General features: G+C 76.6%; 25 protein-coding genes. 14 read left to right on the top strand and 11 right to left on the bottom strand.

All coding sequences use genetic code 11. The annotated features are described in order from the left end of the window. Positions 1-14: 14 nt before the first annotated feature. The 10 genes from ACWPWW_RS02505 (at position 15) to ACWPWW_RS02460 (ending at position 12044) form a co-directional block, all read left to right on the top strand. A complete protein-coding gene (locus tag ACWPWW_RS02505; RefSeq protein ID WP_454048767.1) occupies positions 15-1031 on the top strand; it encodes a helix-turn-helix transcriptional regulator in 1017 nt (338 codons plus the stop codon). Then, entirely contained in the window at positions 1024-2082 is a 1059-nt protein-coding gene (locus ACWPWW_RS02500; RefSeq protein WP_454048766.1) for a helix-turn-helix transcriptional regulator, read from the top strand. The genes ACWPWW_RS02505 and ACWPWW_RS02500 overlap by 8 nt, the downstream gene beginning before the upstream one ends. 9 nt (positions 2083-2091) lie before the next feature. Further along, the gene (locus ACWPWW_RS02495; RefSeq protein WP_454048765.1) at positions 2092-2433 is read left to right on the top strand and encodes a hypothetical protein; all 342 of its coding nucleotides are present in this window, start codon (positions 2092-2094) and stop codon (positions 2431-2433) included. Positions 2434-2552: 119 nt separating this feature from the next. Further along, positions 2553-2867 (top strand): Sec-independent protein translocase subunit TatA, encoded by a 315-nt coding sequence (gene tatA, locus ACWPWW_RS02490; protein WP_454048764.1) that lies wholly within the window; start codon positions 2553-2555, stop codon positions 2865-2867. Positions 2868-2906: 39 nt separating this feature from the next. Further along, positions 2907-3752 (top strand): twin-arginine translocase subunit TatC, encoded by an 846-nt coding sequence (gene tatC / locus ACWPWW_RS02485; protein WP_454050381.1) that lies wholly within the window; start codon positions 2907-2909, stop codon positions 3750-3752. Continuing rightward, positions 3749-4675, top strand: coding sequence for a diacylglycerol/lipid kinase family protein (locus tag ACWPWW_RS02480; protein ID WP_454048763.1), 927 nt, complete (start codon positions 3749-3751; stop codon positions 4673-4675). Before tatC ends, ACWPWW_RS02480 begins: the two co-directional genes overlap by 4 nt. A 9-nt stretch (positions 4676-4684) precedes the next feature. Further along, the gene (locus tag ACWPWW_RS02475) at positions 4685-7513 is read left to right on the top strand and encodes a DEAD/DEAH box helicase (protein WP_454048762.1); all 2829 of its coding nucleotides are present in this window, start codon (positions 4685-4687) and stop codon (positions 7511-7513) included. Between the two features lie 60 nt (positions 7514-7573). Further along, complete coding sequence (locus tag ACWPWW_RS02470) at positions 7574-9751, top strand: amidohydrolase (RefSeq protein WP_454048761.1); 2178 nt, start codon at positions 7574-7576, stop codon at positions 9749-9751. Continuing rightward, positions 9688-11253, top strand: a complete 1566-nt coding sequence (gene lnt / locus ACWPWW_RS02465; RefSeq protein ID WP_454048760.1) for an apolipoprotein N-acyltransferase — start codon at positions 9688-9690, stop codon at positions 11251-11253. The genes ACWPWW_RS02470 and lnt overlap by 64 nt, the downstream gene beginning before the upstream one ends. Then, positions 11250-12044, top strand: coding sequence for a polyprenol monophosphomannose synthase (locus ACWPWW_RS02460; protein ID WP_454048759.1), 795 nt, complete (start codon positions 11250-11252; stop codon positions 12042-12044). The genes lnt and ACWPWW_RS02460 overlap by 4 nt, the downstream gene beginning before the upstream one ends. Positions 12045-12158: 114 nt before the next feature. Here the strand turns inward: ACWPWW_RS02460 and ACWPWW_RS02455 are convergent, their stop codons facing one another. From ACWPWW_RS02455 to ACWPWW_RS02445, 3 genes are all read right to left on the bottom strand, one after another. Continuing rightward, positions 12159-12503, bottom strand: coding sequence for an RNA polymerase-binding protein RbpA (locus tag ACWPWW_RS02455; protein ID WP_454048758.1), 345 nt, complete (start codon positions 12501-12503; stop codon positions 12159-12161). A 118-nt stretch (positions 12504-12621) separates the two neighbouring features. Next, a complete protein-coding gene (locus ACWPWW_RS02450) occupies positions 12622-13719 on the bottom strand; it encodes a carboxylate-amine ligase (RefSeq protein ID WP_454048757.1) in 1098 nt (365 codons plus the stop codon). Positions 13720-13779: 60 nt separating this feature from the next. Then, a complete protein-coding gene (locus tag ACWPWW_RS02445) occupies positions 13780-15744 on the bottom strand; it encodes an AfsR/SARP family transcriptional regulator (protein WP_454048756.1) in 1965 nt (654 codons plus the stop codon). Positions 15745-15851: 107 nt separating this feature from the next. On the opposite strand from ACWPWW_RS02445, the gene ACWPWW_RS02440 reads away from it, so the two are divergent. Then, the gene (locus ACWPWW_RS02440) at positions 15852-16730 is read left to right on the top strand and encodes an alpha/beta fold hydrolase (protein WP_454048755.1); all 879 of its coding nucleotides are present in this window, start codon (positions 15852-15854) and stop codon (positions 16728-16730) included. A 110-nt stretch (positions 16731-16840) separates the two neighbouring features. Here the strand turns inward: ACWPWW_RS02440 and ACWPWW_RS02435 are convergent, their stop codons facing one another. Both ACWPWW_RS02435 and ACWPWW_RS02430 read right to left on the bottom strand, forming a co-directional pair. Continuing rightward, the gene (locus ACWPWW_RS02435) at positions 16841-17662 is read right to left on the bottom strand and encodes an SDR family oxidoreductase (protein WP_454048754.1); all 822 of its coding nucleotides are present in this window, start codon (positions 17660-17662) and stop codon (positions 16841-16843) included. A gap of 94 nt (positions 17663-17756) precedes the next feature. Then, a complete protein-coding gene (locus ACWPWW_RS02430) occupies positions 17757-18047 on the bottom strand; it encodes a DUF4287 domain-containing protein (protein ID WP_454048753.1) in 291 nt (96 codons plus the stop codon). 41 nt (positions 18048-18088) lie between these two features. Between ACWPWW_RS02430 and ACWPWW_RS02425 the strand changes: the two genes are divergently transcribed. Beyond that, entirely contained in the window at positions 18089-18919 is an 831-nt protein-coding gene (locus ACWPWW_RS02425) for a class I SAM-dependent methyltransferase (protein WP_454048752.1), read from the top strand. Between the two features lie 5 nt (positions 18920-18924). Here the strand turns inward: ACWPWW_RS02425 and ACWPWW_RS02420 are convergent, their stop codons facing one another. From ACWPWW_RS02420 to ACWPWW_RS02410, 3 genes are read right to left on the bottom strand one after another with little or no spacing between them, the layout of a single operon-like run. Next, the gene (locus tag ACWPWW_RS02420) at positions 18925-19074 is read right to left on the bottom strand and encodes a hypothetical protein (RefSeq protein ID WP_454048751.1); all 150 of its coding nucleotides are present in this window, start codon (positions 19072-19074) and stop codon (positions 18925-18927) included. Positions 19075-19081: 7 nt separating this feature from the next. Beyond that, positions 19082-19321, bottom strand: coding sequence for a helix-turn-helix domain-containing protein (locus ACWPWW_RS02415; protein ID WP_454048750.1), 240 nt, complete (start codon positions 19319-19321; stop codon positions 19082-19084). Beyond that, complete coding sequence (locus ACWPWW_RS02410) at positions 19321-19800, bottom strand: DUF2975 domain-containing protein (RefSeq protein ID WP_454048749.1); 480 nt, start codon at positions 19798-19800, stop codon at positions 19321-19323. Before ACWPWW_RS02410 ends, ACWPWW_RS02415 begins: the two co-directional genes overlap by 1 nt. Positions 19801-19922: 122 nt before the next feature. Here ACWPWW_RS02410 and ACWPWW_RS02405 point away from each other — a divergent pair, with 122 nt between their 5' ends. Together ACWPWW_RS02405 and ACWPWW_RS02400 are read left to right on the top strand one after the other, a co-directional pair. Then, a complete protein-coding gene (locus ACWPWW_RS02405) occupies positions 19923-21446 on the top strand; it encodes an outer membrane protein assembly factor BamB family protein (protein WP_454048748.1) in 1524 nt (507 codons plus the stop codon). Between the two features lie 21 nt (positions 21447-21467). Next, on the top strand, positions 21468-22634 hold the full coding sequence (locus ACWPWW_RS02400) for an epoxide hydrolase family protein (RefSeq protein ID WP_454048747.1): 1167 nt from the start codon (positions 21468-21470) through the stop codon (positions 22632-22634). Here ACWPWW_RS02400 and ACWPWW_RS02395 read toward each other — a convergent pair. The 3 genes from ACWPWW_RS02395 to ACWPWW_RS02385 are packed head-to-tail and all read right to left on the bottom strand — an operon-like array spanning position 22631 to position 25016. Next, positions 22631-23329 (bottom strand): hypothetical protein, encoded by a 699-nt coding sequence (locus ACWPWW_RS02395; RefSeq protein ID WP_454048746.1) that lies wholly within the window; start codon positions 23327-23329, stop codon positions 22631-22633. The genes ACWPWW_RS02400 and ACWPWW_RS02395 overlap by 4 nt on opposite strands. Then, entirely contained in the window at positions 23326-23943 is a 618-nt protein-coding gene (locus ACWPWW_RS02390) for an RNA polymerase sigma factor (protein WP_454048745.1), read from the bottom strand. Before ACWPWW_RS02390 ends, ACWPWW_RS02395 begins: the two co-directional genes overlap by 4 nt. Continuing rightward, positions 23940-25016, bottom strand: a complete 1077-nt coding sequence (locus ACWPWW_RS02385) for an amidoligase family protein (protein WP_454050380.1) — start codon at positions 25014-25016, stop codon at positions 23940-23942. The genes ACWPWW_RS02390 and ACWPWW_RS02385 overlap by 4 nt, the downstream gene beginning before the upstream one ends. Between the last annotated feature and the right edge of the window lie 37 nt (positions 25017-25053).

The raw sequence follows: 25053 nt of genomic DNA, 5'->3' as shown, positions 1-25053 counted from the left end.
CTACGGTTAGCCCGATGCCCGAACAGATCCACCCCGCCGAGCGGCTGCTCAACCTCGTCATCGCCCTGGTGCACACGCCCGGCCGCATGACGAAGGAGCAGATCCGCCGCACCGTCGCGGGCTACGGCGACGCCCCGTCGGACGAGTCGTTCGAGCGCATGTTCGAGCGCGACAAGGACACCCTGCGCGACCTGGGCATCCCCGTGGCGACGGTGACCGCGGCCGGCCACGGCGACGACATCGGCTACCGGATCGACCAGGACGCCTACGCACTGCCGCCGCTGGAGCTCACGTCGGCGGAGCTCGGCGCGCTGTCGCTGGCGGCCGAGTTCTGGCAGGACCGCTCGGTGCGGGCCGACACCTCGCGCGCCCTGACCAAGCTGCGCGCCGTCGGTGCCGGTGCCGGGTCGAGCGACCTCGCGGCGGGCCTCGCGCCCCGGGTCCGGGCGGGCGGCGACGCGTTCCCGCCGCTGCTGGACGCCGTGCAGGCGCGACGCCGGGTGCGGTTCACCTACCGCGCGGCGAGCACCGGTGAGGTGCGCGAGCGGCAGGTGGAGCCGTGGCGGCTCGTCGCCCGGCGCGGCGGCTGGTTCCTGGTGGGCTACGACACGGACCGCGGCGGTACGCGGTCGTTCCGGCTGAGCCGGATCGAGGGCCGCGTGAAGGCGGTCGGGCCGGACGGCGCGTTCGACGCGCCGACGCCCGAGCAGACCGCGGCGGCGCTGCGGTCCTGGGACGCCGGGCAGGAGCGGACGGCGGTGCTGGCCCTGCGCGCCGAGCGCGCCGAGGCCCTGCGCGCCCGGGGCGAGGCGGCCGCGCTGCCCGACGGCGCGAGCCCCGTGCTGCGTGCCGCGGTCGCGGACCGGGACCTGGTGCGCGTGCCGTACCGGGCGACGTGGGAGCTGGCCGAGGAGGTCGCCGGCTACGGCGAGGCGGTGCTGGTGGCGGACCCGCCGGAGCTGCGGGACGCGGTGCTCGGGCTGCTGCGCGTGGCGGCGGACCTCGACGGGCAGGGGGAGCACGATGGCTGAGCGCGCGAGCGAGCGGCTGCTGCGCCTGCTGGGGATGATCGGCTACCTCGACCGGAACGACGGCGTGTCCGTCGAGCAGCTGGCCGAGCACTTCGGCGTGACGCCGTCCCAGGTGATGGCGGACGTCGACACGCTCTGGATGAGCGGCACCCCGGGCTACTACCCGCACGACCTCATCGACTTCGACGCCGACTCCTACGACCGCGGCGAGATCCGCCTGACCGAGGCGCGCGGCATGACCCGCCCCCTGCGCCTGGGCACCCGCGAGGCCGTGACGCTGCTGGCCGCGCTGACGGCGATGGTCGGCGACCTGGGACCGACCCTGGACCCGGAGCACGCGGAGGTGCTGCGCTCGACGCTGGGCAAGCTCACCGCGGCGACGGGGGAGGCGGCCAACGCGGTCGACGTCCGGCTCGCGGTCGACGGCCGACCGGACGTGGTGGCCGCGGTCCGCACCGCGCTGGCCGACGGGCGACGGCTGCGGATCCGCTACGTGAACGCGTCCGACGTGACGAGCGAGCGGGACGTCGACCCGCTGCGGCTGACCACGAGCGACGAGCGCTCCTACCTCCAGGCCTGGTGCCTGCGGGCGGGGGACGAGCGGCTGTTCCGGCTCGACCGGGTGCTGACGGCCGAGGTGCTCGACGTGCCGGCGGAGCAGCACCCCGGCGCGGGCCGGGGCGCGACGGCCGAGTTCCGGCCGGACCCCACGGGCGCCGTCGTGACGCTGCACCTGCGCAGCACCGGCCGCTGGGTCGCGGAGACCGTCCCCGTCGAGGGTGTCCGCAACCTGCCCGACGGCTCCTTCGAGGTCGACGTCCGCGTCGCGCAGCGCGCCTTCCTGCGCAGCCTGCTGCTGCAGGCGGCCGACGAGGTCATCGACGTGCGGCCCCCGGACGTGGCGCACGACGTCGCCGAGCGGGCGCGCGCCGCCCTCGCCGCGTACGGGGCGCTCGCGTCGCCGGCGCGTGCCGAGGAGCCCGGTCGCGCTGCCGACCCTGCTGCGGGCCCGGCCGGCCCCGACGACCACCGCCCCGGCGCGACGGGATAGGTTGGCGCGATGGTCTGGGTGGTCGTGTGGTCGGTGCTGGTGGTCGGCACCCTCGTCGGCGCGTTCCTGCTCGGGCGCGCGCTCTGGCGGAAGTTCCGGGCGCTGGTCGCGGAGCTGCACGAGGCGTCCGAGGTGCTGGGGCGGCTCGCGGAGCACGCCTCGACGCTGGCCGAGCAGGCGCAGGAGGCGGAGCGCGCGGCACGTGCCGCGCGGGAGGCGGTGCTGCTCCCGGAGCCCGACGACGCCCGCTCCCGGTGGGCGGCCCTGCGCGCCGAGGCCCGCGTGCGCCGCGCGGCCCGGCACGAGCGCGACCGCCGGACCCGCGAGGGCTGGCGCGCCTACAGCCGCTGAGCGGTCCGGACCCGGCCGGACGCGCAGACGCGCCACGAGGTGCGGCCGGGTGCGGCCAGGTGACGCCCCCGTCCGGATAGGATCGAGAAGTTCATCCTTCTCCGTTCGACAGGATCGTCATGAACGCCCTCAAGCCTTGGCACATCGTCGTCCTGCTTGTCGTGATCCTGCTGCTGTTCGGGGCGCGTCGCCTCCCCGACCTCGCCCGCAGCGTCGGCGAGTCCCTGCGCATCTTCAAGCGCGAGGTCAAGGACCTCGCCGACGACGAGCCCCGCACGACGCCGACCCCGCCGCCGACGGCGCAGCCGGCGCCCCCGCTCGCGACCGGCCCGGTGGTGGACCCCACGCCGTCGGCCTCTCCCGCACCGCCGCTGGAGACGCCCGGCACGAGCCACCAGCCCCCGGCGAGCGGCAGCTCCACCCCCACCGCCTGATCCGTGGCACGCACCAGGCGGACCGACCCGGACGGTCGGATGCCGCTGCGGGAGCACCTGCTCGAGCTCCGCAAGCGGTTGTTCCTCGCGGCCGTGGGGCTGGTGGTCGGCGCCGTGGCCGGCTGGTTCCTCTACGAGCCCGTGTTCGAGCTGCTGCAGCAGCCGCTGCTGGACTCGGCGGCAGGGCGCGACGGCCGCGTGTCGGTGAACTTCGCCGGCCTGGCGAGCGCCTTCGACATGCAGATCAAGGTCTCGCTGTTCCTCGCCGTGTTCGTCACGAGCCCGTGGTGGCTCTACCAGCTCTGGGCGTTCATCACGCCAGGTCTGACCCGTCGGGAGAAGCGCTCGGCGGTCGGGTTCCTGGGCGCGGCGGTGCCGCTGTTCCTGGCGGGCTCGGCGCTGGCCGCGTGGACGCTGCCGACGGCGGTGAAGGTCCTGACCGACTTCACGCCCGAGGGGGCGTCGAACTTCATCGACGCGCAGTCGTACCTGAGCTTCGTCATGCGGTTCGTGCTCGCGTTCGGCCTGGCGTTCGTGCTCCCGGTGATCATGGTCTGCATCAACCTGGTGGGCCTGGTCCGCGCGAGCACGTGGGCGAAGGGCTGGCGCTGGGCGGTGCTCCTGGCGTTCGTGTTCGCGGCGGTGATGACGCCGACGCCGGACGCGATCACGATGATCGTGATGGCCCTGCCGATCTGCGCGCTCTACTTCGCGGCGCTGGGGGTCTGCGTGCTGCACGACCGGCGGGTCGACAAGCGGCTCGCGGCGGCGGGCGGCACGGAGCAGCCCGGCACGGAGCAGCCCGGCACGGAGCAGCCCGGCACCGGCGGCGGCACGAGCAGCGGCACCAGCCCGGGCACCGCCGACGGGACGCTCGCCCGGTGAGCCGCCTCGGGGTCGTCGTGAACCCCGTGGCCGGCAAGGGACGCGGATCGGGCGTGGGCGCGGCGGTGCTGGACGCGCTGCGCCGGCGCGGGCACGGGGTCGAGGACCTCACGGCCCACGACCTGCTGCAGGCGACGGCGCACGCGCGCCGCGCCGCCGTCACGGGGCTGGACGCGCTCGTCGTGGTCGGCGGCGACGGGCTGGTCCACCTCGGCGCGAACGTCGTCGCGGACACGGACCTGCCGCTCGGCATCGTCGCGGGCGGCACGGGCAACGACGTGGCCCGGGCGCTCGGTCTGCCCCGCGGGGACGTCGCCGCCTCGGTGGACGCGCTGGAGCGCGCGCTGCTGGTCGGCCCGCGGGCGATCGACGCGGTGCAGGTCGGGTCGCCGGCGCACTCGGCCCGCGAGTGGTACCTCGGCGCGCTGTCCTGCGGCATCGACGCGGCGGTGAACGCCCGGGCCAACGCCCTGTCCTGGCCGCGCGGCTCCGCCCGGTACGTCCGGGCGCTGGTGCCGGAGCTCCGGGCGTTCCGGCCCTACGGGTACCGGCTGACCACGGACGACGGGGTCTGGGAGTCGGCGGGGACGGTGGTGGTGGTCGCGAACGGGCCGTGGATCGGCGGCGGGATCCACGTCGCGCCCGACGCGCGGCTGGACGACGGGCTGCTGGACGTGGTGGTGGCGGGTCCGTTCACCCGGGCGGGCGTGGTCCGGATCTTCCCCGGCATGTACCGCGGCCGGCACCTGCGCCACCCGCAGGTCCAGGTCATCCGCAGCCGGAAGGTGCTGGTCGAGCCGGCGCCGCACCTGGGCGGGACCCCGCCGGAGGCGCACGCCGACGGTGAGCGGATCGGCCCGCTGCCGCTCGTCGCGGAGGTGCACCCGCGCGCTGTCCGGGTGCTGGCGCCGCTGCCGACCTAGGGTGGACGCGTGGCACGACGCAGCACTCCCCGTCCCGGCGACGACACCGAGCTCTCCCCGGCCGAGCGGTACGCCGCCGCCCGGCGGCGGGCCCAGGCCGAGCGCACCGAGCTCGCGCAGTTCCGGAAGCTGATGGACTTCCCGCTCGACGACTTCCAGGTCGAGGCCTGCGAGGCGGTGGAGCACGGCAGCGGTGTGCTCGTCGCCGCCCCGACCGGCGCCGGGAAGACGGTGGTGGGCGAGTTCGCGGTGCACCTCGCGCTCGCCACGGGCCGCAAGGCGTTCTACACGACGCCGATCAAGGCGCTCTCGAACCAGAAGTACACCGATCTGGTGCGGCGGTACGGGGCGGGCCAGGTCGGCCTGCTGACGGGCGACACCACCCAGAACGGCGAGGCGCCCGTGGTCGTGATGACCACCGAGGTGCTGCGCAACATGCTGTACGCGGGCTCGAGCACGCTCGACGGCCTCGGGTACGTCGTGATGGACGAGGTGCACTACCTGGCCGACCGCTTCCGCGGCCCGGTGTGGGAGGAGGTGATCATCCACCTGCCGGACGACGTGCAGCTGGTGTCGCTGTCCGCCACCGTGTCGAACGCCGAGGAGTTCGGCGACTGGCTGCGCACGGTCCGCGGGGACACGGCGGTCGTGGTGAGCGAGCACCGCCCCGTGCCGCTGGGCCAGCACGTGCTGGTCCGGGACGACCTGCTGGACCTGTACGCCGGCCACGTCGACCCGACGGCGCCGGGCGCGAACCCGCCGATCAACCCCGAGCTCGCGCACCTGCTGCGCCGCGCCGACCGGTCGGGCGACGGCCCGCACCGCGGGCGGCGCGGGTCCGGCGACCGCGGGGTCCGCGGGCCGGGCGGTGGCCCGCGACCCGTGCCGCGGCCGGTGATGATCGACGTCCTGGACGAGGCCGGGCTGCTGCCGGCGATCGTGTTCATCTTCAGCCGGGCCGGGTGCGACGCCGCGGTGTCGCAGTGCCTCGCGGGCGGGCTGCGTCTGACGACCCCGGCCGAGGCCGCCGAGATCCGGCAGATCGCGGAGACGCGCTGCGCGTCGATCCCGTCCGAGGACCTCGACGTCGTCGGCTACTGGGGGTTCGTCGACGCGCTGGTGCGCGGGGTCGCCGCGCACCACGCGGGCATGCTGCCGGCCTTCAAGGAGACGGTCGAGGAGGCGTTCGCCCGCGGTCTGGTCAAGGTGGTCTTCGCCACCGAGACGCTCGCGCTCGGCATCAACATGCCCGCGCGGTCCGTGGTGCTGGAGAAGCTGGTCAAGTGGGACGGCTCGCACCACGTCGACATGACGCCGGGGGAGTACACGCAGCTGACCGGCCGCGCGGGCCGCCGCGGCATCGACACCGAGGGGCACGCCGTGGTGCTGGGCCGCGGCGACCTGGACCCGATGGCGCTGGCGGGCCTGGCGTCGAAGCGGCTCTACCCGCTGCGGTCGGCGTTCCGGCCGACCTACAACATGGCGGTCAACCTGGTGGCCCAGGTCGGCCGGGTGCGCGCCCGCGAGGTGCTGGAGACGTCGTTCGCCCAGTTCCAGGCGGACCGGGGCGTCGTCGGGCTGGCCCGGCAGGCCCAGGGCCACGCCGAGGCGCTGGAGGGCTACGCCGAGGCGATGACGTGCCACCTCGGGGACTTCCGCGAGTACTGGTCGCTGCGCAAGGAGCTGGGCGACCGGGAGCGCGGCGTGCACCGCGCGAGCACCGCGGCCCGGCGCGAGGCGGCGGCCCGCAGCCTGCAGGGCCTGCAGGTCGGCGACGTGATCGCGGTGCCGAGCGGGCGGCGTGCGACGCACGCCGTCGTGGTGGACGCCGGGACGGCCGGCGGGTTCGAGGGCGCGCGCCCGCTGGTGCTGACGACCGAGCGCGAGGTCCGGCGGCTGTCGGTGCAGGAGGTCGGCGACGGCGTGCGGACCCTCGGCCACCTGCGGGTGCCGAACGGCTTCTCGGCGCGCGCCGCGTCGTCGCGGCGGGACCTGGCGGCCGCGCTGCGCACCGAGCTGTCGTCGGGACGCATCGACGGGGCCGCGCCCCCCGGCCGGCGCGGGCGCGCCGTCGTCGCGGCCGACGAGGACGAGGCCATCGCCCGGCTGCGCCGCGAGCTGCGCGCGCACCCGTGCCACCAGTGCCCGGACCGCGAGGAGCACGCCCGCTGGGCCGAGCGCTGGCAGCGGCTGGAGGGCGAGCACCGGTCGCTGGTGCGGCGCATCGAGGGGCGGACCGGGTCGATCGCCCTCGTGTTCGACCGGATCTGCGACGTGCTGGTCCGGCTCGGGTACCTCGGTCCGGACGACGACGGCGGGACCCGCGTCACCGACGACGGCCGCTGGTTGCGCCGGATCTACGCCGAGAACGACCTGCTGCTGGCCGAGTGCCTGCGGCGCGGCGCGTGGGACGACCTGGACGTGCCCGGCCTGGCCGCCGCGGTGTCGGCGGTCGTGTACTCGGCGCGGCGGGACGACCGGGACCGGAACCCGGCGGTGCCGGGCGGGCCGGCGGGCCGGCTCGGCGTCGCGCTCGAGGCGACCACCCGGATCTGGTCGGAGCTGGACGACCTCGAGGTCGCGCACCGGCTGGAGTCGACGCAGCCGCTCGACCTCGGCCTGGTGAGCCCCGTGCACAAGTGGGCCGCGGGTCGCAGCCTGGACGCCGTGCTGCGGGACGCGGACATCGCGGCCGGCGACTTCGTGCGCTGGTGCAAGCAGGTCGTCGACGTGCTCGACCAGGTCGCCAAGGCCGCTCCCGAGGCGAAGGTGCGGGAGACGGCGCGCAAGGCGGTCGGCGCGGTCCGCCGCGGCGTGGTGGCCTACGCGGGCACCTGACGTCACCCGGCCCGATCCGACGACGGGCCGACTGCATCGCCCCTGGTTAGGGTGCGTGACGTGAGCACCACCCTGTACCGGGGCGGCGCGCTGGTGACGCCTGCCGTCCTCGCGACCGCCACCTCCGGCGTGCCGGAGCCCGGACCCACCGCCCTGCTGGTCGTCGACGGGGTGATCGCCTGGCTCGGCGGCGAGGACGAGGCCGACGGCCTCGCGGACGGGGCGGACGACGTCGTGCGGCTGGACGGTGCGCTCGTCACCCCGGGCTTCGTCGACGCCCACGCGCACGTCCTGGACACCGCGCTCCGGCTGGACGGCCTCGACCTGTCGTCCTGCCCGAGCCTCGAGGACGCGCTCACCGCGGTGCGCGCGGCCGTGGACGGGCCGGCGGGGCGCCGGCTGGCGGTGGAGGGCGGGCCGCTCGCCGGCTGGGGCTGGGACGAGCACGCGTGGCGCGGCGACCCGGCGCCGACGCGCGCCGACCTCGACGCCGCCGCGGGCGGGGCGCCGGTGTACCTCGGCCGGGTCGACCTGCACTCCGCGGTCGTGTCGACGTCGTTCGCGGAGGTCGTCGGGCTGGTCGGGCTGCCGGGCTGGCGCGCCGACGGCCGGGTGACGGGGGAGGCGCACGCGGCGGCCCGTGCCGCGGTGCGCGACGTCGGCGACGCGCGCCGTGGCGAGCTGGACCGGTCCGCGCTCACGGCGGCCGCACGCGCGGGCGTCGTGGCGCTGCACGAGCAGAGCGCCCCGCAGAACGACACCCGCGCCGGGCTCGCCGGGCTGCTCGCGCGCACCGCGGACCCGGCCTCCGCGCTGCCGCTCGTGGTGGGGTACCGGGCGGAGCTGTGCGAGACCGCGGACGACGCCCGGGAGGTCGCGGCGGCGCTGCCGGGCCTGGCGGGCGTCGGCGGCGACCTCGCCGTCGACGGGTCGCTCGGGAGCCGCACCGCCGCGCTGCGGGCGCCCTACGTGGACCTGCCGACCGGGTCCACCGGGCTCGCGGGGCACCTGGCGCTGACCGCCGAGCAGGTGAGCAACCACGTCGCCGCGGTGACCCGCGCCGGGCTGCAGGCCGCCTTCCACGTCATCGGCGACCGCGCGCTGGACGAGGCGCTCCTGGGCTTCCGCGTGGCCGCGGAGGTCGAGGGCGTCGACGCCGTCCGGAGCTCCCGGCACCGGATCGAGCACGCCTCGATGCTCGACGCGCCCGCGCTGGCCTCGCTGGTGCTGCTCGGGATCACCGCCTCCGTGCAGCCGGCGTTCGACGCGGCGTGGGGCGGGGACGCGGGCATGTACGCGGCCCGGCTGGGGCGCGGGCGGGCGGCGTCGCTGCACCCGCTGGCGGATCTGCGCGCGGCGGGGGTGCCGCTCGCGTTCGGCTCGGACAGCCCCGGCACGCCGTTCGACCCCTGGGGCGCGGGCCGTGCGGCCGGGCGGCACCGGACCCGGGACCAGCGGCTGCCGGTCGCGGCGGCGGTCGACGCGCACACCCGGGGTGGGTGGGCGGCGGCGGGGGACGGCACGGCGGGGTCGCTCGCGGTCGGTGCCCCCGCGCACCTGGCGGTGTGGCGGGTGGCCGAGCCGGGACCCGGAGGGCTGCCGGCCCTGCGCGAGGACGACCCGGCGCCGGAGTGCCTGCGGACCGGTCCGGTCCGGGGTCGTGCTCCACGACGCCCTCGGCTGACCGGAAGCGCTTTCCGGCGCCGAGGTGCCGAGTCGTCGCGCGGACGGGTGAATCGCCTGGTCCGTCCGGTGCGGGCGTTCACCCGGGCGGTGGCTGCGCCGCCGCCTCGGAGCCCTGATCGACACGCCGGACGACACGCCGAGCCCATGTCGCCATCCGGACTTTTCGGGCAGGCGCCGCCGCGCTGCGCGACCTGCGCCGACGCTCGCGGCAGGCGTCCCGGCGCCCTTGACACCCCCGGACGTTTCGATAGGTTCTGCGAGGTGGTGCGGCGGCGACGCCGGGCGGCGGAGCCCCTCGGGGCGGACCGCCGAGGACCACCTCGGGCTCCGACCTGGCCCGCGTGTTCAGTAGAGAACGGGCACCGCCTCGGCGGTGTCGTGCGGTACGAAGGACACGCGGGCCGGTCGGTCGGCTCCGACCCGGTCGGGCAGGGCCGGGGACGCCGTGCCGGCACGGACCGGACAGGTCGGTGCCGTACCCTGGCGCGGTGCCGCCCCGTGACCCCTCCCGCTGGTGGAGCGCGCTCCTGGCGGTGCTCGGCGGGCTCCTGACCTGGTCCGCCTTCCCCGACCTCGGCTGGTGGTACGCCGCCGCCCCCGGGATGGCGCTGCTGTTCCTCGCGATGCGGCGCGACAGCGCGCGCTGGAACGCGCTCCTCGGCCTGCTGTGGGGTCTCGCGTTCTTCGTGCCGCTCCTGACGTGGGCGGACGACGCCGTCGGAGTCGTGCCGTGGCTCGCGCTGTCGGTCGCCGAGGCGGGATTCGTCGCGCTGTTCGGCGCCGCGTGGTCGTGGGCCCGCCGTGGCGAGGCCGTGTGGCGCCGGGCGTCGTTGCAGCTGGTGGTGTTCGTCGTGCTGTGGGTCGCCGTCGAGGAGCTGCGGTCGCGGTGGCCGTTCGGCGGCTTCCCGTGGGGGCGGCTGGCGTTCTCGCAGGCCGACTCCCCGGTGCTCGCGATCGCGCGGCTCGGCGGCGCGCCGCTGGTCTCCGGGGTGGTCGTCGCGGCGGGCGTCGCGCTCGCGCTGGCCTGGCTCGCCGCGCGGCGGTTCGCGCTGCTGCCGCTGCTCGGCCGGGTGGGGCTCACCGTCGGGCTGGTCGTCGTCGGCCTGCTGGTCCCGATGGGCACGCGCGCGGAGGACGGCACGCTCACGGTCGGCGCGGTCCAGGGCAACGTGTCCGAGCCGGGGCTGCACGCGTTCGACCAGCGCCGCGAGGTGCTCGACAACCACCTGGCCGGGACGTACGCGCTGCTCGACCAGGTGCAGCCCGGCGACCTCGACGTGGTCCTCTGGCCCGAGAACGGCACCGACATCGACCCGCAGGTCGACGCGTCCGCCGCCGCGGACATCGACGCCGCCGCGCAGGCCGTCGGCGCACCGCTGCTGATCGGCACGATCGAGTACCCGGAGAGCGGCGGGCGCTACAACACGTCGCTGCTCTGGGAGCCGGGGGTCGGCCCCGTGGCGCGCTACTCCAAGCAGCGCCCGGCGCCGTTCGCCGAGTACATCCCGCTGCGCGAGCTGGTCCGGCCGTTCTCGTCGGCCGTCGACCTGGTGCAGCACGACATGATCGCGGGCACGGAGCCCGGAGTGGTCCCGCTGGAGTCCGCGCGGCTCGGCCGGACGGTGCAGATCGGCGACGTCATCTGCTTCGAGGTCGCCTACGACGGGATCGTGCGCGAGGCGGTCCGCGAGGGTGCCGAGGTGCTCGTCGTGCAGACCAACAACGCCTCGTTCGGGTTCTCCCCGGAGTCGACCCAGCAGCTGGCGATGTCGCGGTTCCGGGCGGTCGAGCTCGGCCGCGCCACCGTCCAGGTGAGCACCGTCGGCGTCAGCGCGGTGATCTCCCCGAACGGCACGGTCGCGCAGGACACGGACCTGTTCACCGCCGAGCAGCTCGTGGCACGTCTGCCGCTGCGGCAGTCGCTCACGCCGGCCGCGCAGCTCGGGGCCTGGCCGAGCGGCGTCGTCGGTGCGCTGGCGCTGGTCATGACCGTGGCGGGTGCCGCGGGCGCCCGCCGGGTGCGCCGCGCCGACCGGCCGGAGGGCGCGGCATGACGGAGGCCGGCCACCACCCGGGCGCTGCCGGGCACGTGCTCGTCGTCGTCCCCACCTACGACGAGCGCGAGAGCCTCCCGCGCGCCCTGGCCGCCCTGCGCCGGCACGTGCCCGACGCGGACGTGCTCGTGGTCGACGACTCCTCCCCGGACGGCACGGGGGAGATCGCCGAGCAGCTCGCTGCCGCCGACGCGGCGGCGGGGGACCGGCAGGCGGTCCACGTGCTGCACCGCGCCGGCAAGCAGGGGCTCGGCACCGCGTACGTCGCCGGGTTCCGCTGGGCCCTCGACCGCGGGTACGACACGGTGGTCGAGATGGACGCCGACGGCTCGCACCGCGCCGAGGACCTGCCCCGCCTGCTCGCCCGGGTGCCCGACGCCGACCTGGTGATCGGCTCCCGCTGGGTGCGGGGCGGCCGGGTCGTGAACTGGCCGCTGCACCGCCAGCTGCTGTCCCGCGGCGCCAACGTCTACGCGTGGCTCGCGATGGGCCTGGACGTGCGGGACGCGACCGCGGGGTTCCGCGCCTACCGCGCCGGTGCGCTGGCCGGGCTCCCGCTCGACACCGTCGCGTCCCAGGGGTACTGCTTCCAGATCGACATGGCGTGGCGGGTCCTGCGGGCCGGCGGCCGCGTCGTCGAGGTGCCGATCACCTTCGTCGAGCGAGCCGAGGGCCGGTCCAAGATGAGCCGGGGCATCGTCGTCGAGGCGCTGGTCCGGGTCACCGTCTGGGGCGCGCACGAGCGCCTCCGCCAGGCGCGCGGGCTCCTGCGCCGCGCCACCGGTCGCTGACCCGCGTCCAGGGCGCCGACCTCGGCACGACCCGCGCCTCTCGCCGCGGAACCCCCGGGGACGACGACGGGCCCCGCACCGCGAGGTGCGAGGCCCGTGCGGGCGATCAGGCCGTCAGGCGCTGCGACGCAGCTTCCCGGCACGCAGCAGGTCGAGGCGCTCGTCGAGCAGGTCCTCGAGCTCCTTGATCGTGCGGCGCTCCAGGAGCATGTCCCAGTGCGTGCGCGGCGGCTTGGTCGCCTTCGGCTCCGGCTTGGACGCGTCCCGCAGGAGCGCCTCCTCACCGCAGCGGCACTCCCACACCACCGGCACGTCGGCCTCGACCGAGAACGGCAGGATGATCGTGTGCCCGTTGGGGCAGTCGTAGTAGGCCTGGAGACGCGGGGCGAAGTCGACGCCCTCGTCCGTCTCCATGCTGTGGGACCCGATGCGCATACCGCGCAGGGACCGGTTCGACATCAGGGACCTCCGTGCCTTGACGTACAGACGTGTTGCTTACCGAGGGGCACAACGTCCGATGACCCTTCTGTGTTCCAGTCTGGCGTGAAGGTCCGGTGAACGCCCGTCGGGGGCGTCGTCAGGCGAGCGTGCTGCGGACCGCCCGGCGCACCAGCTCGGCGTCGTCGGCGCCCTCGTGCCGCCACCGGCGCTGCTGCTGGGCGCCGTTCCCGCGCTCGAGCAGCGTGGCCAGGTGCTCCCGCACCCACGGCAGGTCACCGGCCGCCTCGAGCGCGGGGGAGACGTGCCGGACCAGCTCGTCGACGGCGGCGGCCGCAGGCACGGGCCGCCCGGACAGCGGGCTGACCAGATCACCCGTCAGGCCCGAGCGGGCGGCGCGCCAGCCCGCGACGCGCACCTCCTCGGCGCGCGGCTCCGGGCCGAGGTCGACGGCTGCCCCGACGGCGGTCTCCGCGAGCCCGCGGACCAGGGCGGCGAGCAGCACGGCGTCCTCGGGGTCGAGGCACACGTCCGCCACCCGCACCTCCACCGTGGGGTAGCGGGCGGACAGCCGGGCGTCGAAGTAGACCATCCCGGTGTCGAGGATCGTGCCGCTCTCGACCAGTGCCTCCACGGTGCTCCGGTAGGTGGCGGCGTCACCGAACGGTGCCGTGGCGCCCGCGGTCGGCCAGCGGCCCCACACCTGCGACCGGAAGCTCTGGTAGCCCGAGTCGTCACCCCGCCAGAACGGGCTGTTCGCGCTGAGCGCGAGCAGCACCGGGTTCCAGCGCCGCAGGTGGTCGACCACCCGGACGCCCTCGTCGTCGTCCGCCACCTCGACGTGCACGTGGCAGCCGCAGGTCAGCTGGTCCCGCGCGGTCTGCGCGAACGCCTCGGCGATGTCCTGGGCCCGGCGGTTGATCACCACGGTCGGCTCCACGTCGCGGGGCGACGTCCCGAGCGCCGCGATCCGGGCCCCGGCGTGCTGCGCCGAGGTGTCCGCGCGGTACCGGCCCGCGCGCAGCTCCTCGAGCAGCGACGGGAGGTCCTCGCACGGGTGGGTGGAGGTCTCGATCTGCTCCTGGGTGAACTCCTTCTCCAGCGACCCGCCGGGGCGGTCGGGGTCGTCGTCGCCGTCCTGGGAGGAGGCGTGCTGCAGCACCGCCGCGGCCACCGCACGCGGCGAGCCGTCCTCCGAGACGAGCAGGAACTCTTCTTCCACACCGATCGTCCGCACGCAGGCAGTCTGCTGGCCGGGGGCGCGTCTGTCCTGCTGAGCGTCGCGGGGCCGGCCTCGTCAGGTGGCGAGGAACGCCGTCAGCGTCGCCACGTGGCGGTGCACCGGGCCGACCGTGAGCATGCCGCTCGCGGCCCCGGCGTCCTCGCCTGCCGCGGGCGCCAGGGCCGCCAGGGCACGCGCCGCGACGTCCCGGTCGCCCAGGACGACGGCCGCCTGCGCGGCGAGCGCCCAGAGCGCCTCCTGGAGGTGGTCGTGCGCCGGGTCGGGCAGGTCGCGCAGGGCGCGCGCCGCACCGGTGCGGTCGCCGCGCGCGAGCAGGACGTGCGGGCGCGTCCACGGGTCGTACGGGCCCCAGCCGGCCTCGGGCGCGTGCCGGGCGGGGCGGCCGTCCCGCACGTCCAGGGCCAGCAGCGCCAGCGGCAGCAGGCCGTCCCGGACACCCGGCATCCCGGCGCCCTCCAGGCGCGCGTCCGCGGCCCGGTACGCGGCGGCCACGTGGGGTGCGGCGCCGCCCTGCAGCGCGAGCCGCAGCGCCGCGTACCAGCCGGTGAACGCGCCGACGAGCGGTGACTCGTCCCGCGCGCCGAGCGCGTCCGCGGCCGCGGCGTGCCGGTCCGCGGCGAGCAGGTCCCCGATCCCCGCCCGCGCCTGCACGCGGGCCAGGTGCCCGAGGATCTCCGCGGTCACGAGGCCGTGCCGGTGCGCGACCGCCACCAGCTCGGCGCCGACCGCGTCCCGCGCGGCGGCGAGCCCGGCCCGGTGGAAGGTCTGCATCAGCGTCCCGTTCAGCGCGAACACCAGGAGCGCCGGGTCGCCGAGCGAGCGGGCGATCCGCTCGGCCTCCGCGGCGGCGTGCTGCGCGCGCGGGTCGGCGGTGCCGCGGTGCTCGACCGCCACGGTGGCCAGCAGCCGGGCGCGCAGCGGCGGCGGGCCGTCGGGACCGAGGGCGGTCAGCGCGCGTTCGGCGGCTGCGACGACGGCGCCGGCCTGCGCGGGGTCGTCGGACCGTGCCCACACGCCCGGCACGTCGTAGGCGCCGATCACCCGGGCCGCCAGCAGCGGGTCGCCCTGCTGCTCGACGGCCCGGATGGTCGCCAGCCGCTGGTCGCGCGCGGCGGCGAGCCCGGCCCCGCCCGTGACCGCCAGGCGGCGCAGCACGTCGACGGCGGACTGCAACCGGGCACGGGTCGCGCCGGGGGCAGCGCGCTCGTACGCCGCGGCGGCGTCCGCCCACGGCCCCGCCGCCGAGGGGCCGGTGGTGCCGCCGGGTGCCGGGTCCTCCTGCCGGAGCACCTGCTGCTCCAGGTCCCGCAGGCCCCGGCCGGGATCGACCCCGAGGTCCTCGACCAGCCGCTCCTGCGCCGCGCGCAGCACCGCGAGCGCGTCACCCTGCCGGTCGGCCCGGTACAGGGCGAGCGCCAGCAGCCGCCAGCCCTCCTCGCGCCACGGGTGCGCCGCGACGTGCACCTCCAGGTCGGGGACGGCCTCCGGGGCGCGGCCGGTCGCGACGAGGGCGCCGGCGCGCAGCTCGGCGGCCTGCAGCCGCAGCTCGGTCAGCCGGGCGCGCTCCGGACCGGCCCACGGCGCGTCGCCGAGGTCCGCGTAGGCGTCCCCGCGCCACCAGGACAGGGCCGCGCCCAGCGCGTCCGGCACCGCCGACGGCGGGAGCGTGCGGGCGGCCTCGACCGCCTCCGTGAACCGCTCCGCGTCCACCGCGCCGGGCGGCAGCCGCAGCGCGTACCCCGTCCCGTCCGTGACCAGCACCCGTGCCGGCGCCCGGGGCGGGCGGTCCGGCTCGAGCGCCCGCCGCAGCGCGGCGACGAAGGTGCGCAGGGCTCCGACGGCGTCGCCCGGCGGCACCTCCCACAGGTCGTCGGCGAGCACCCGCACCCCGACCGTGCGCCCCCGCGCGGCGACCAGCCGGGCGAGGACCGCCCGGTGCCGCGGACCGCGCAGCGCCAGCGGCTCGCCGTCGGGGGACCACGCGGCCACGGGGCCGAGCACGCCGACCGTGACCGTCACCCGCGCCCCCTCCGTCCCGTCGCGCCGGCCTGCTCCGGCTGCTCATCCGCTGCTCATCCGCCCCCGGCACGCTGGCGGTCCCGCACCACACGAGAGGGATGGACCACATGGCACCACAGATCGAGGGCTTCGCCCAGCACCGCGTCCCCGTCGCCGACGGCGTCGCCCTGCACGTCGCGGTCGGCGGGAGCGGCAGCCCGGTCGTGCTCCTGCACGGCTTCCCGCAGACCCACCTGATGTGGCGGCACGTCGCGCGGGAGCTCGCCGGCGAGCACACCGTGATCTGCCCCGACCTGCGCGGCTACGGCGCGTCCGACAAGCCCGCCGAGGACGGCCCCGACGTGTACAGCAAGCGGACGATGGCGGCCGACGTGGTCACGCTCGCCCGGGCGCTCGGCCACGACCGGTTCGCCGTCGTCGGGCACGACCGCGGCGCGCACGTGGCGTTCCGCGCCGCGCTCGACCACCCGGACGTCGTGACGCACGCCGGGTTCCTCGACGTCGTGCCGACGCTCGACACCTGGGCCGTGCTGCACGGCGTCGACGCCGCGGTCGCGTTCCACCTGTACCTGATGGCCCAGCCGCCGGGCCTGCCCGAGCAGCTGATCGCGGCCTCGGCCGACGCGTTCTTCGGGTACTTCCTCGACGCCTGGGGCGGCGGCAGCGCGGCGATCCCGGCCGAGGTGCGGGCGGCCTACCTCGCGGCGAGCGCCGCGGCCGTGCCGTCGATCGTGGCCGACTACCGGGCGCTGGCCGGCGTCGACCTCGTGCACGACCGGGCCGACCGCGACGCCGGGAACCGCCTGCGGATGCCGGTCGCGGTGCTGCAGCAGGACTGGGGCGCGGTGCTCGGCTACGACTCCGCGGCCGTGTGGCGGTCGTGGTCCGACGATCTCGTGGCACGGACGACGACCGGTGGCCACTTCATGGCGGAGTCGGTGCCGGGGGAGGTCGTGGCGGTGGTGCGCGCGCTGCTGCTGCGCTGAGCCCGCAGGGGGTCGAGAGCGGGCACGGCGTCACCTGGCGCGGGCCGGACGACCCGACGCGGCCCGCGGGGCGGCGACGGCCCCGCGGGCCCCGGCGGGCCCCTGCGGGCTCAGGGCCGGCGCCAGTCGTCCTCCTGGAGGTGCGAGCCGGCCATCGGGCCCATCGTGAGCATCCCGCCGTCGACCGGCCACGAGGCGCCGGTCGTGTAGCCGCCGTCGGGGGAGCACAGCAGCTCGACCACGGCGGCGATCTCGCGCGCGTCACCCGGCCGGCGCAGCGGCACCCCGGGTCGCTCGTGGCCGTGGAGCACCGTCTCGTCCTCCTGCCCGGTCATGGGCGTGGCGATCTCGCCGGGCGCGACGGCGTTCACCGTGATGCCGTGCTCGGCGAGCTCGAGGGCCGCCACCTTGACCAGCAGGCCGAGGCCGCCCTTGGCCGCGCAGTACGGTGCGGCGCCGACCCGCGGGGCGTGCTCGTGCACGCTCGTGATCGCCACGATGCTGCCGCCCCGGCCGCCGTCGACCAGGTGGCGCGCCGAGCGCTGCAGGCACAGGAACGCGCCGTCGAGGTCCACCGACAGCACGTGCCGCCACGTGGCGTAGTCCAGGTCGAGCAGCGGGGTGGCGGTCCCGGTCCCGGCGGCCAGCACGACGGCGTCGAGGCCACCCATGGCGCCGACGAGCTCGTCCACGACCGGCGGCGCGGTGGTGGGGTCGGAGAGGTCGAGGCGCGCGACGTGCGGCTCGGCGCCGCGCCCGCGCACCTCCGCGGCCGTCCGCGCGGCGCCGTCCTCGTCCTCGTGCCAGGTGATCGCGACGTGCCCGCCGGGGCGGGCGAGCCGGACGGCGCACGCCTTGCCGATGCCGGAGTCGGCCCCGGTCACCAGGACGCGGGTCGGGTCGGGACGGGTGGTGGGGTCCTGCGCGGGCACGGGTCCTCCTGCGGGCTGCTCGCCCGGCCGCTGCGCTGCAGCCGTCCCGCCCCACCGTGCCCCGACGGCGGGGACCCCGCCACCGGGCGGGGCGTCAGCTCGGCTTCGTCGCCTGCCCGTCGAGCCACAGGGTGTCGGACTCGTCGCGGTGGGCGCCCGTGGAGCCCACGTGCTTGGTCCCGATGGTCGGACCGTTCTTGATCACGTGGACGAGCGCCATCGCGTGCCCGCGGCCGAGGCCGTAGTCCTCGGCGAGCCACGCCACGATGGTCCCGGCCTTCACCGCCGGGTCGTCGAAGCCCTTCGCCGTCGCCTGGTCCACGAGCTGGCGGGGCGTGAGCCCGGTCTTCGTCTCGATCGCGTCGAGGTACGCCTGGAACGACATGCGCCGACCGTAGCGCAGCAGGTTGCGGCACACTCGCCTCCATGACGGCGGACGACCGCGCGGCCGTGCGCGACTACTACGACCGGTTCGGCGCGGCCGAGCGCGACCGCCTGACCGGCGACCCTGCGGGACGGTCGAGCCTCGAGGTGCACCGGCGGTTCCTCGCGCGCCAGGTCCGCGCGGGCGACCGCGTGCTCGAGGTCGGTGCCGGGCCCGGCGTCTTCACGACCGAGCTGGCGCGGATCGGTGCCTCGGTCGTGGTCACGGACGTCTCGCCGGTGCAGCTCGACCTGCACCGTCGGCACGTCGGGCCCACGCCGGAGGAGTCCGCCGTGGAACGCCGGGAGCTGCTCGACGTCTGCGACGTCAGCCGGTATGCGGACGGGGTGTTCGACGCGGTCGTCGCGTACGGCGGGCCGCTCTCGTACGCCTTCGAGGACGCCGAGGCGGCGCTGCGCGGGCTGCTGCGCGTCACCCGGCCCGGTGGGGTCGTCGTCGCGTCGGTCATGTCGACGCTCGGCACGTGGCGCAGCGGCCTCCCGGGCGTCGTCGCCCTCGCGGAGCAGGTCGGCGAGGACGTGAACGACCGCGTGCTGACGACCGGCGACCTGCGGCACGTCCCGGGCGCGGCGCACGTGTGCCGGATGTTCCGGTCGTCCGAGGTGCGGGACCTCGCCGCCGCCGCCGGAGGCAGGGTGGTCGCGGCCAGCGCCAGCCACTGGGCGTCGCTGGGCGACCCCGCGGCGCTCGCCGCGCTCGAGGCGGACGCGGGCCGGTGGGCCCGGTTCCTCGAGCACGAGGTCGCCGCGTGCGCCGAGCCCGGCGCACTCGACGGCGGCACCCACGTGCTGGTGGCCGTCGAGCGCGCCTGACGGCGTCAGTCGCCGTCGTCGTCGTCGGTGCCGTCCGGCTCCTCGCCGCCGACGCCGAAGCCCGGCGCGGTGTCGGGCGCGCCTGGGCCGGGGTCGGCGGCGGCGATCGTCTCGTCGTGGTCGGGATGCGGCATGAAGGGCTCGGCGGTGCTCATGCCGCCATCAGAACCCGGTCCCGTCCTGCTCGCCAGCGGACCCGTCCTCGACCCACTCCAGCAGGTCGCCGGGCTGGCACTCGAGCACCCGGCACATCGCCTCCAGGGTGCTGAACCGCACCGCCTTGGCGCGGCCGTTCTTCAGGACCGCGACGTTGGCCGGGGTGAGCCCGACCCGCTCCGCGAACTCCCCGACGCTCATCTTGCGGCGGGCCAGCTCGACGTCGATGCGGACGACGATCGGCATCAGATCACCGCGTCCAGGTCGGTCCGGAGCGCGGTGGCCTGACGCAGCAGCGCACGCATCACGAGGAGGACCAGGCCGACGACCGCCACGACGACGGAGGCGAGGAACAGCACGAGCGGCATCCCGGGGTCGTCCGCACGGAACCCCACCCAGCCGAGCACGCCGAGCAGCACGACCCACGCGGCGGCGACGGCCCAGACGATCGCGTCCACCCAGCCGAGCGACGCCTCGGTGAAGATCCGGTCCCGGCTGACCAGCGTCAGCAGCCGCCAGGTCGCGACGACGACGACCTGGAGGCACACGACCCAGAAGACGGTGATGAAGGTGGCCGGCCATCGCAGGTACGCGTCGTCGGGGTTCTGCTCCGCCATGTAGCGGAACTGGCCGGGCAGGGACATCGTCTCGAACACGACGAGGAGCCCGAACAGCACGACGAGGAAGACGCGGAGGAGGGCGGTCGCCCCACGGTCGATGTTCATGCGATCGAGAATCGCGTGGAAACTATCGAAAGTCAATCGCTCGGCAGCGGAGTCGCCGGTGATTCACGGTCCGTGCTCGAAACGTCCGCACGCGCCACCCCCACCCGCATAGGTTGCGGGTCATGACTCGACCGGACGGGATGCAGGAGGTCGAGCTCGTCGCGTCCGAGGGCGCCGGGCCAGACCCCGGACCTGCGCCGTCGGGCTCCGAGCCGACCGACCACGCGGCTCGACGACGGCGCCGCCGCCGCGCCGTGCTGCGGTGGTGGCCGCTCGGCGTGCTCGCCGTCGCCGCGGCCGTGGGCACCCAGCTGCTGCTCGACGCGCGCGATCGCGCGAGGGTCGCGGCGGCGCGGCAGGAGGCCGGCGTGGTCGGGTACGACGTCGGACCGGATCTGACGACCGAGCGCACCGACCCCGCCGACCTCCCGAGCGCGGGGGTCCGGGTGGACGAGCTCCGGGTGGTCGGGGTCGACGCGGTCTCCGGCGAGCCGCGGGCGGTGCACGCCGTCGACGCGACGTCCGGTGCCGAGGTCTGGCGCACGGAGGTGGAGGACGCGGCGTACGCGGCCGAGATCGCCTCGATCGAGAGTCCGCGCTGCACCGCCGACGACGCTCCGGGGGTGGGGGTGGTCTGCTTCGTCCAGGACAGCCCGGCGACCGACGTCGGGGACGGCGGGTGGACGGTCGACCCGCCGGTCCGGTCCCGGCTGCTGACGTTCGACCCGCGCACCGGCGCGGTGATCGGCGAGCGTGCGCTCGCGCCCCGCGCGGCCGCGCTGGTGGTCGGCGACGACCTGGTGCTCGGCGAGGTGCTCGAGGACGCGGTGCGCGTGTCCGCCGAGGACGCGGCGACGGGGTCGCCGCGCTGGTCGACGGACCTCCCCGTGGACGCCCGTGCTCTCGCGGGCATCCCCGACATGTCGCCGTACCTGGAGGTGACCGAGGCGCACGTCGTCGTGCACCTCACCGAGCAGGCGTGGGCGGTGGACCGGGCGGACGGGGTCCTGGAGACCACCGGGTCGCAGGTCTGGGTCGGCCGGGACGAGCGGCTGATCACCACCGACCCGGACGACGCCCTGACGCGGCTGCGGGGGACCGACGGGTCGGGAGACGTCCTGGCGCTCGGCGTCCCGGTGGACCTGGCGGTGGACGACGGCAGCGTGCCGGCGCTCGACCTGCTGACCGACGTCCAGAACGGGGACCGCCGCCTGCACGCCGTCGACCCGCGGACCGGCGAGGTGGTCTGGGAGCACGCGCTGGTCGGCCCGGCGGAGGGGTCGTTCATCCTGCTGGACGACGTGCTCTACGGCGCGGACGGCGCTGCGGTGTGGGCGCTGGACGCGCGGGACGGCACGCAGGTCTGGCGCACCGTGCGCGACCCGGAGGCGGGCGACGTCGCGGGCAGCGGCTCGGCGGGGACGTGGTTCTCCCCGGTCACGGACGGGCGTCAGCTGCTGCTCGTCGAGCAGGACGGAGTGACGGGCGGGATCGTGGAGGGGGCGCCGTCGGTGCTGAGCGCGTGGTCGATGGCCTCGGGCGCGCACCGGTGGACGTCGCCGCTCCCGGCGGAGGCGGGCCTGGGCGTCTGGGTCTGGGACGGTGCGCTGTACGGCGGCTGGCCGGACCGTGTCCTGGTCCGCTGACGCGGTCCTAGGGTGAGGCTCATGCCGGACGCCGCGCCCCGCCCCGAGCCGTTCACGCCCCGCACCGATCCCGCAGCGCTCGAGGACCTGCGGGCGCGGCTGCGGGCCACCCGCTGGCCCGACGCACCCGAGGGCGCGGGCTGGGACCTCGGCACCGACGTCGGCTACCTGCGGGACCTCGTCGCGTACTGGGCGGACGGCTTCGACTTCGCCGCGCACGAGGCGGCCGCCGCCCGCCTCCCGCGCTACCGGGTCACGCTCGGCGGGATCGGGATCCACTACGTGCACGCCCGCGCCGTCGACCGGACGGGGCCGGTGCTGCCGCTGGTGCTCTGCCACGGCTGGCCCGACTCGACGTGGCGGTACCGCAAGGTGGTCGACCTGCTGACCGACCCGGGCGCGCACGGCGCGGACCCGGCCGACGCGTTCGACGTCGTGGTGCCGGACATGCCGGGGTTCGGCCACTCGGACGCGCCGCGCGGGGCGCCAATGGACACCGTCGCCGTCGCCGGGCTGTGGGCGGAGCTCATGACCCTGCTCGGGTACGAGCGGTTCGGCGCCGCGGGGGGCGACGTGGGCAGCCACGTCAGCCGGTACCTCGCGCTCGACCACCCGGACCGCGTCGTGGCCGTGCACCGGACGGACAGCGGGGTGCCGCGGTACGCGGGGGACCCCGCCGACCTGACGCCCGAGGAGCGGCAGTGGCTGGCGGACGGCGCGGCGTGGCTCGCGGCCGAGGGTGCGTACGGCGCGATCCACCGGACCCGGCCGCAGACCGCCGCCGTCGGGCTGACCGACTCGCCCGCCGGGCTGGCGTCGTGGATCGTCGAGAAGCTGCGGGCGTGGAGCGACTGCGGCGGCGACCTCGCGCGCAGCTTCACCCGCGACGAGATCCTCGCCCTCGTCACCGAGTACTGGCTGACCGGCACGATCGCCTCGTCGATGCGGATGTACGCCGCGAACGCGGCGATCCCGCCCGAGCAGCTCGCGCGCCGGGTCGAGGTCCCGTCGGGGTTCGCGCTCTTCGCCGGGGACGTCCTGCGGCCGCCGCGGGCGTGGCTCGAGCGCACGACGAACCTCGTGCACCTGTCCGAGCCGGAGCGCGGCGGGCACTTCGCGCCGTTCGAGGAGCCGGAGCTGTACGCCGAGGACCTCCGGGCGTTCTTCCGCCCGTACCGCGGGCGCTAGCCGAGCGAGCCCGCGGCCTCCGGCTCGCCGGAGGGCGGCACGGGCAGGGTCTGCCCCTCCAGCAGGTCGGCACCCGCGAGCGCCTTCGCCTCGGCCGGCGCGACGCCCCACAGGGCGGCGAGCTGCTCCGCGTCCTCGTACGTGTACCCGGCGTCCCAGAACGCGGCGAACTGCTGCGCCTCCGTCGCCACCGCGGGGTCGAGCGGCGGCACGGCCGGGATCGGCTCGCCGTCCAGCAGCATCTGGCCCGCCCGCGCCTTGGTCTCCGTGCTGTCCGTGCCCCACAGCTCGGACAGCCGGTCGACGTCGTCGGCGTGGTCGGAGGCCCAGAACGCCTGGTACTGCTCGCGCGTGTAGTTGTCCGGCATCGCGGTCCAGTCGATGCCGACGGCGTGCGCGACGCCCTCGACCGCGACCGCGAACCCCGTGTACGGGTTGCTCGCGGCGGCGGCGCCGGCGCCCACGACGACGAGCGCGGTGGCGGCGACCGAGGCCGCAGCGACCTTGGCCCCGCGACGGGCGGCCAGGGACACCGCTGCGGCGGGGGTCGCCGCGGCCTCGGCGAGCCGCGCCTCGAGGCGGGCCGTCGCGGCCGCGGTGTCGGCCGCGGCGGGCTCGCGGGACCGCAGGGCGCGGGTGATCTGGTCCTCGAGCGCGTCGCCGGTGGCGCGGACGGGGCGGGGGTGCTCGGTCATGGCTGCTCCTCGGAGGTCGGGAGGTCGGCGGCGCGCAGGGTGGCGAGCGCGCGGGAGGCGTGCGAGCGGACGGTGGCGGCGGAGGTGCCGAGGACGCCGGCGATCTCGACGTCGGACAGGCCCTCGTAGTAGCGCAGCACCAGGACGGTGCGCTGCCGCGGGGGCAGGGCGGTGAGGTGGTGCCACATGGCGTCCTCCTCGACGATGCCGTGCGCGTGGTCGGCGCGGCTGCCGGCGTGCGCGGCGAGGACCTCGTCCGCGGCGGGCCGGATGGTGCGGACGTGCCAGCGGCGGCGCCAGGACAGGTGCTCGTTGGTGACCATGCGGCGCAGGTACAGGTCGGGCCGGTCCATCAGCGCGATCCGGTGCCAGCGGACGTGCGCGCGGAGCAGCACCTCCTGCACCAGGTCGGCGGCGGTGTGCTCGTCGCCGACCAGGACGGTCGCGTACCGGAGCAGGCCGGGGAGATGGGCCCGCACGACGTCGCCGAGGCCGCGGGCGGGCGACGGGACGGCGGTCGGGGCCTCGGGCGCGTGCGGCGGGAGGGGGATCGCCTCCCAGCGCGGCACGACGGGGGTGGGGACGCTGTCGGGGGCGGGGATCCAGGTGGTCACCGGCGCGCTTCCTCGAGGTTCGCGCCCGGCGCCCGCCCCAGCAGGGCCGCGAGCGGGTCGCCGGCGGCGACCTCGTCCGGGCGGGGCAGCGGCCGGTCCTCGCGGCACCGCAGGAGCAGCGCCTCGACGACCGCCGCGCGCCGGACGACCGCCGGGCCGTCGATCGCGCCGGGCAGGAGGCGCACCTCGACGGTGTCCCGGACGGGGTGCTCGGCGACGAGCTGGGTGAGGTTGACGTCGGCGTACTTGGTGAGCCCGACGGCGCGGGCGGCGTCCCGGAGCCGGGGCCACGCGTCGTCGTGGTCGAGCCAGGGCTGCTCGACCAGGTCCAGCAGCGCGGGCGGCAGCGGTGCGAGCCGGCGACACGCGGGGTTGGTGCCGAGCACCGCCCGCAGCTCGGTGTGCCAGTGCCCGAACAGCCGGACGAGGTTGGCGAACGCCGCGGGCGTCCGGAACGGCGCGCCGTCGACGTGCAGGTGCACGGCGGCCTCCCGCGGGACGGTGAAGCCGAGCTCGCGCGCCGGGCGCAGCAGCCGCTCCAGCTGCTCCGCGTGGTCGGCGGTCAGCGGCGGGGTGACGACCTCGCACGGCCGCTCGCGACCCGCGGGCAGCGGCAGCGCCACCGCGATCGTCGCCCCGGCGGGGTCGTTCACCCGGGCGGCCCGCCCGACCAGCTCGACCGCGACGCCGAACAGCGCGGCGACGGGGCGGAGTACCTCGGCCAGCGGGGTGCCGGGGTCGGCGTGCCGGTCCACGAGCCGCAGCAGGCGCGCGTCGTCGCACAGCACCCGGTACCAGCCGCGGTGCCCGGGCGGGGTGGGGCTGCCGGCGACGTCGGCCTCCAGGGTGATGTCGTCGACGAGGCGGGCGACCGGGCGGCCGTCCGCGTCCTCGACGTCGAACGCGGGGGACAGGTGCCGGAACACCCCCACGCCGGCCACCGCCGACGGCTCGCTGTCCGGGTGGAACGACCGGCGCACCCGCCCGCCGCTGCGGGCGGCGAGCGCGTCGGCGAGCACCTGCCGGTCGGATCCGGCGGGCGCGAGCAGCTCGAGCTCGAAGCCGGTGCGCAGGGTCAGGACGGGCGCGTCGATGGTCGTCTCCTTCTCG

Source organism: Cellulomonas sp. Marseille-Q8402, from assembly GCF_965119525.1.
The sequence above is the reverse complement of the archived record's forward strand: the minus strand, read 5'-3'. Positions and strand labels throughout refer to the sequence as shown.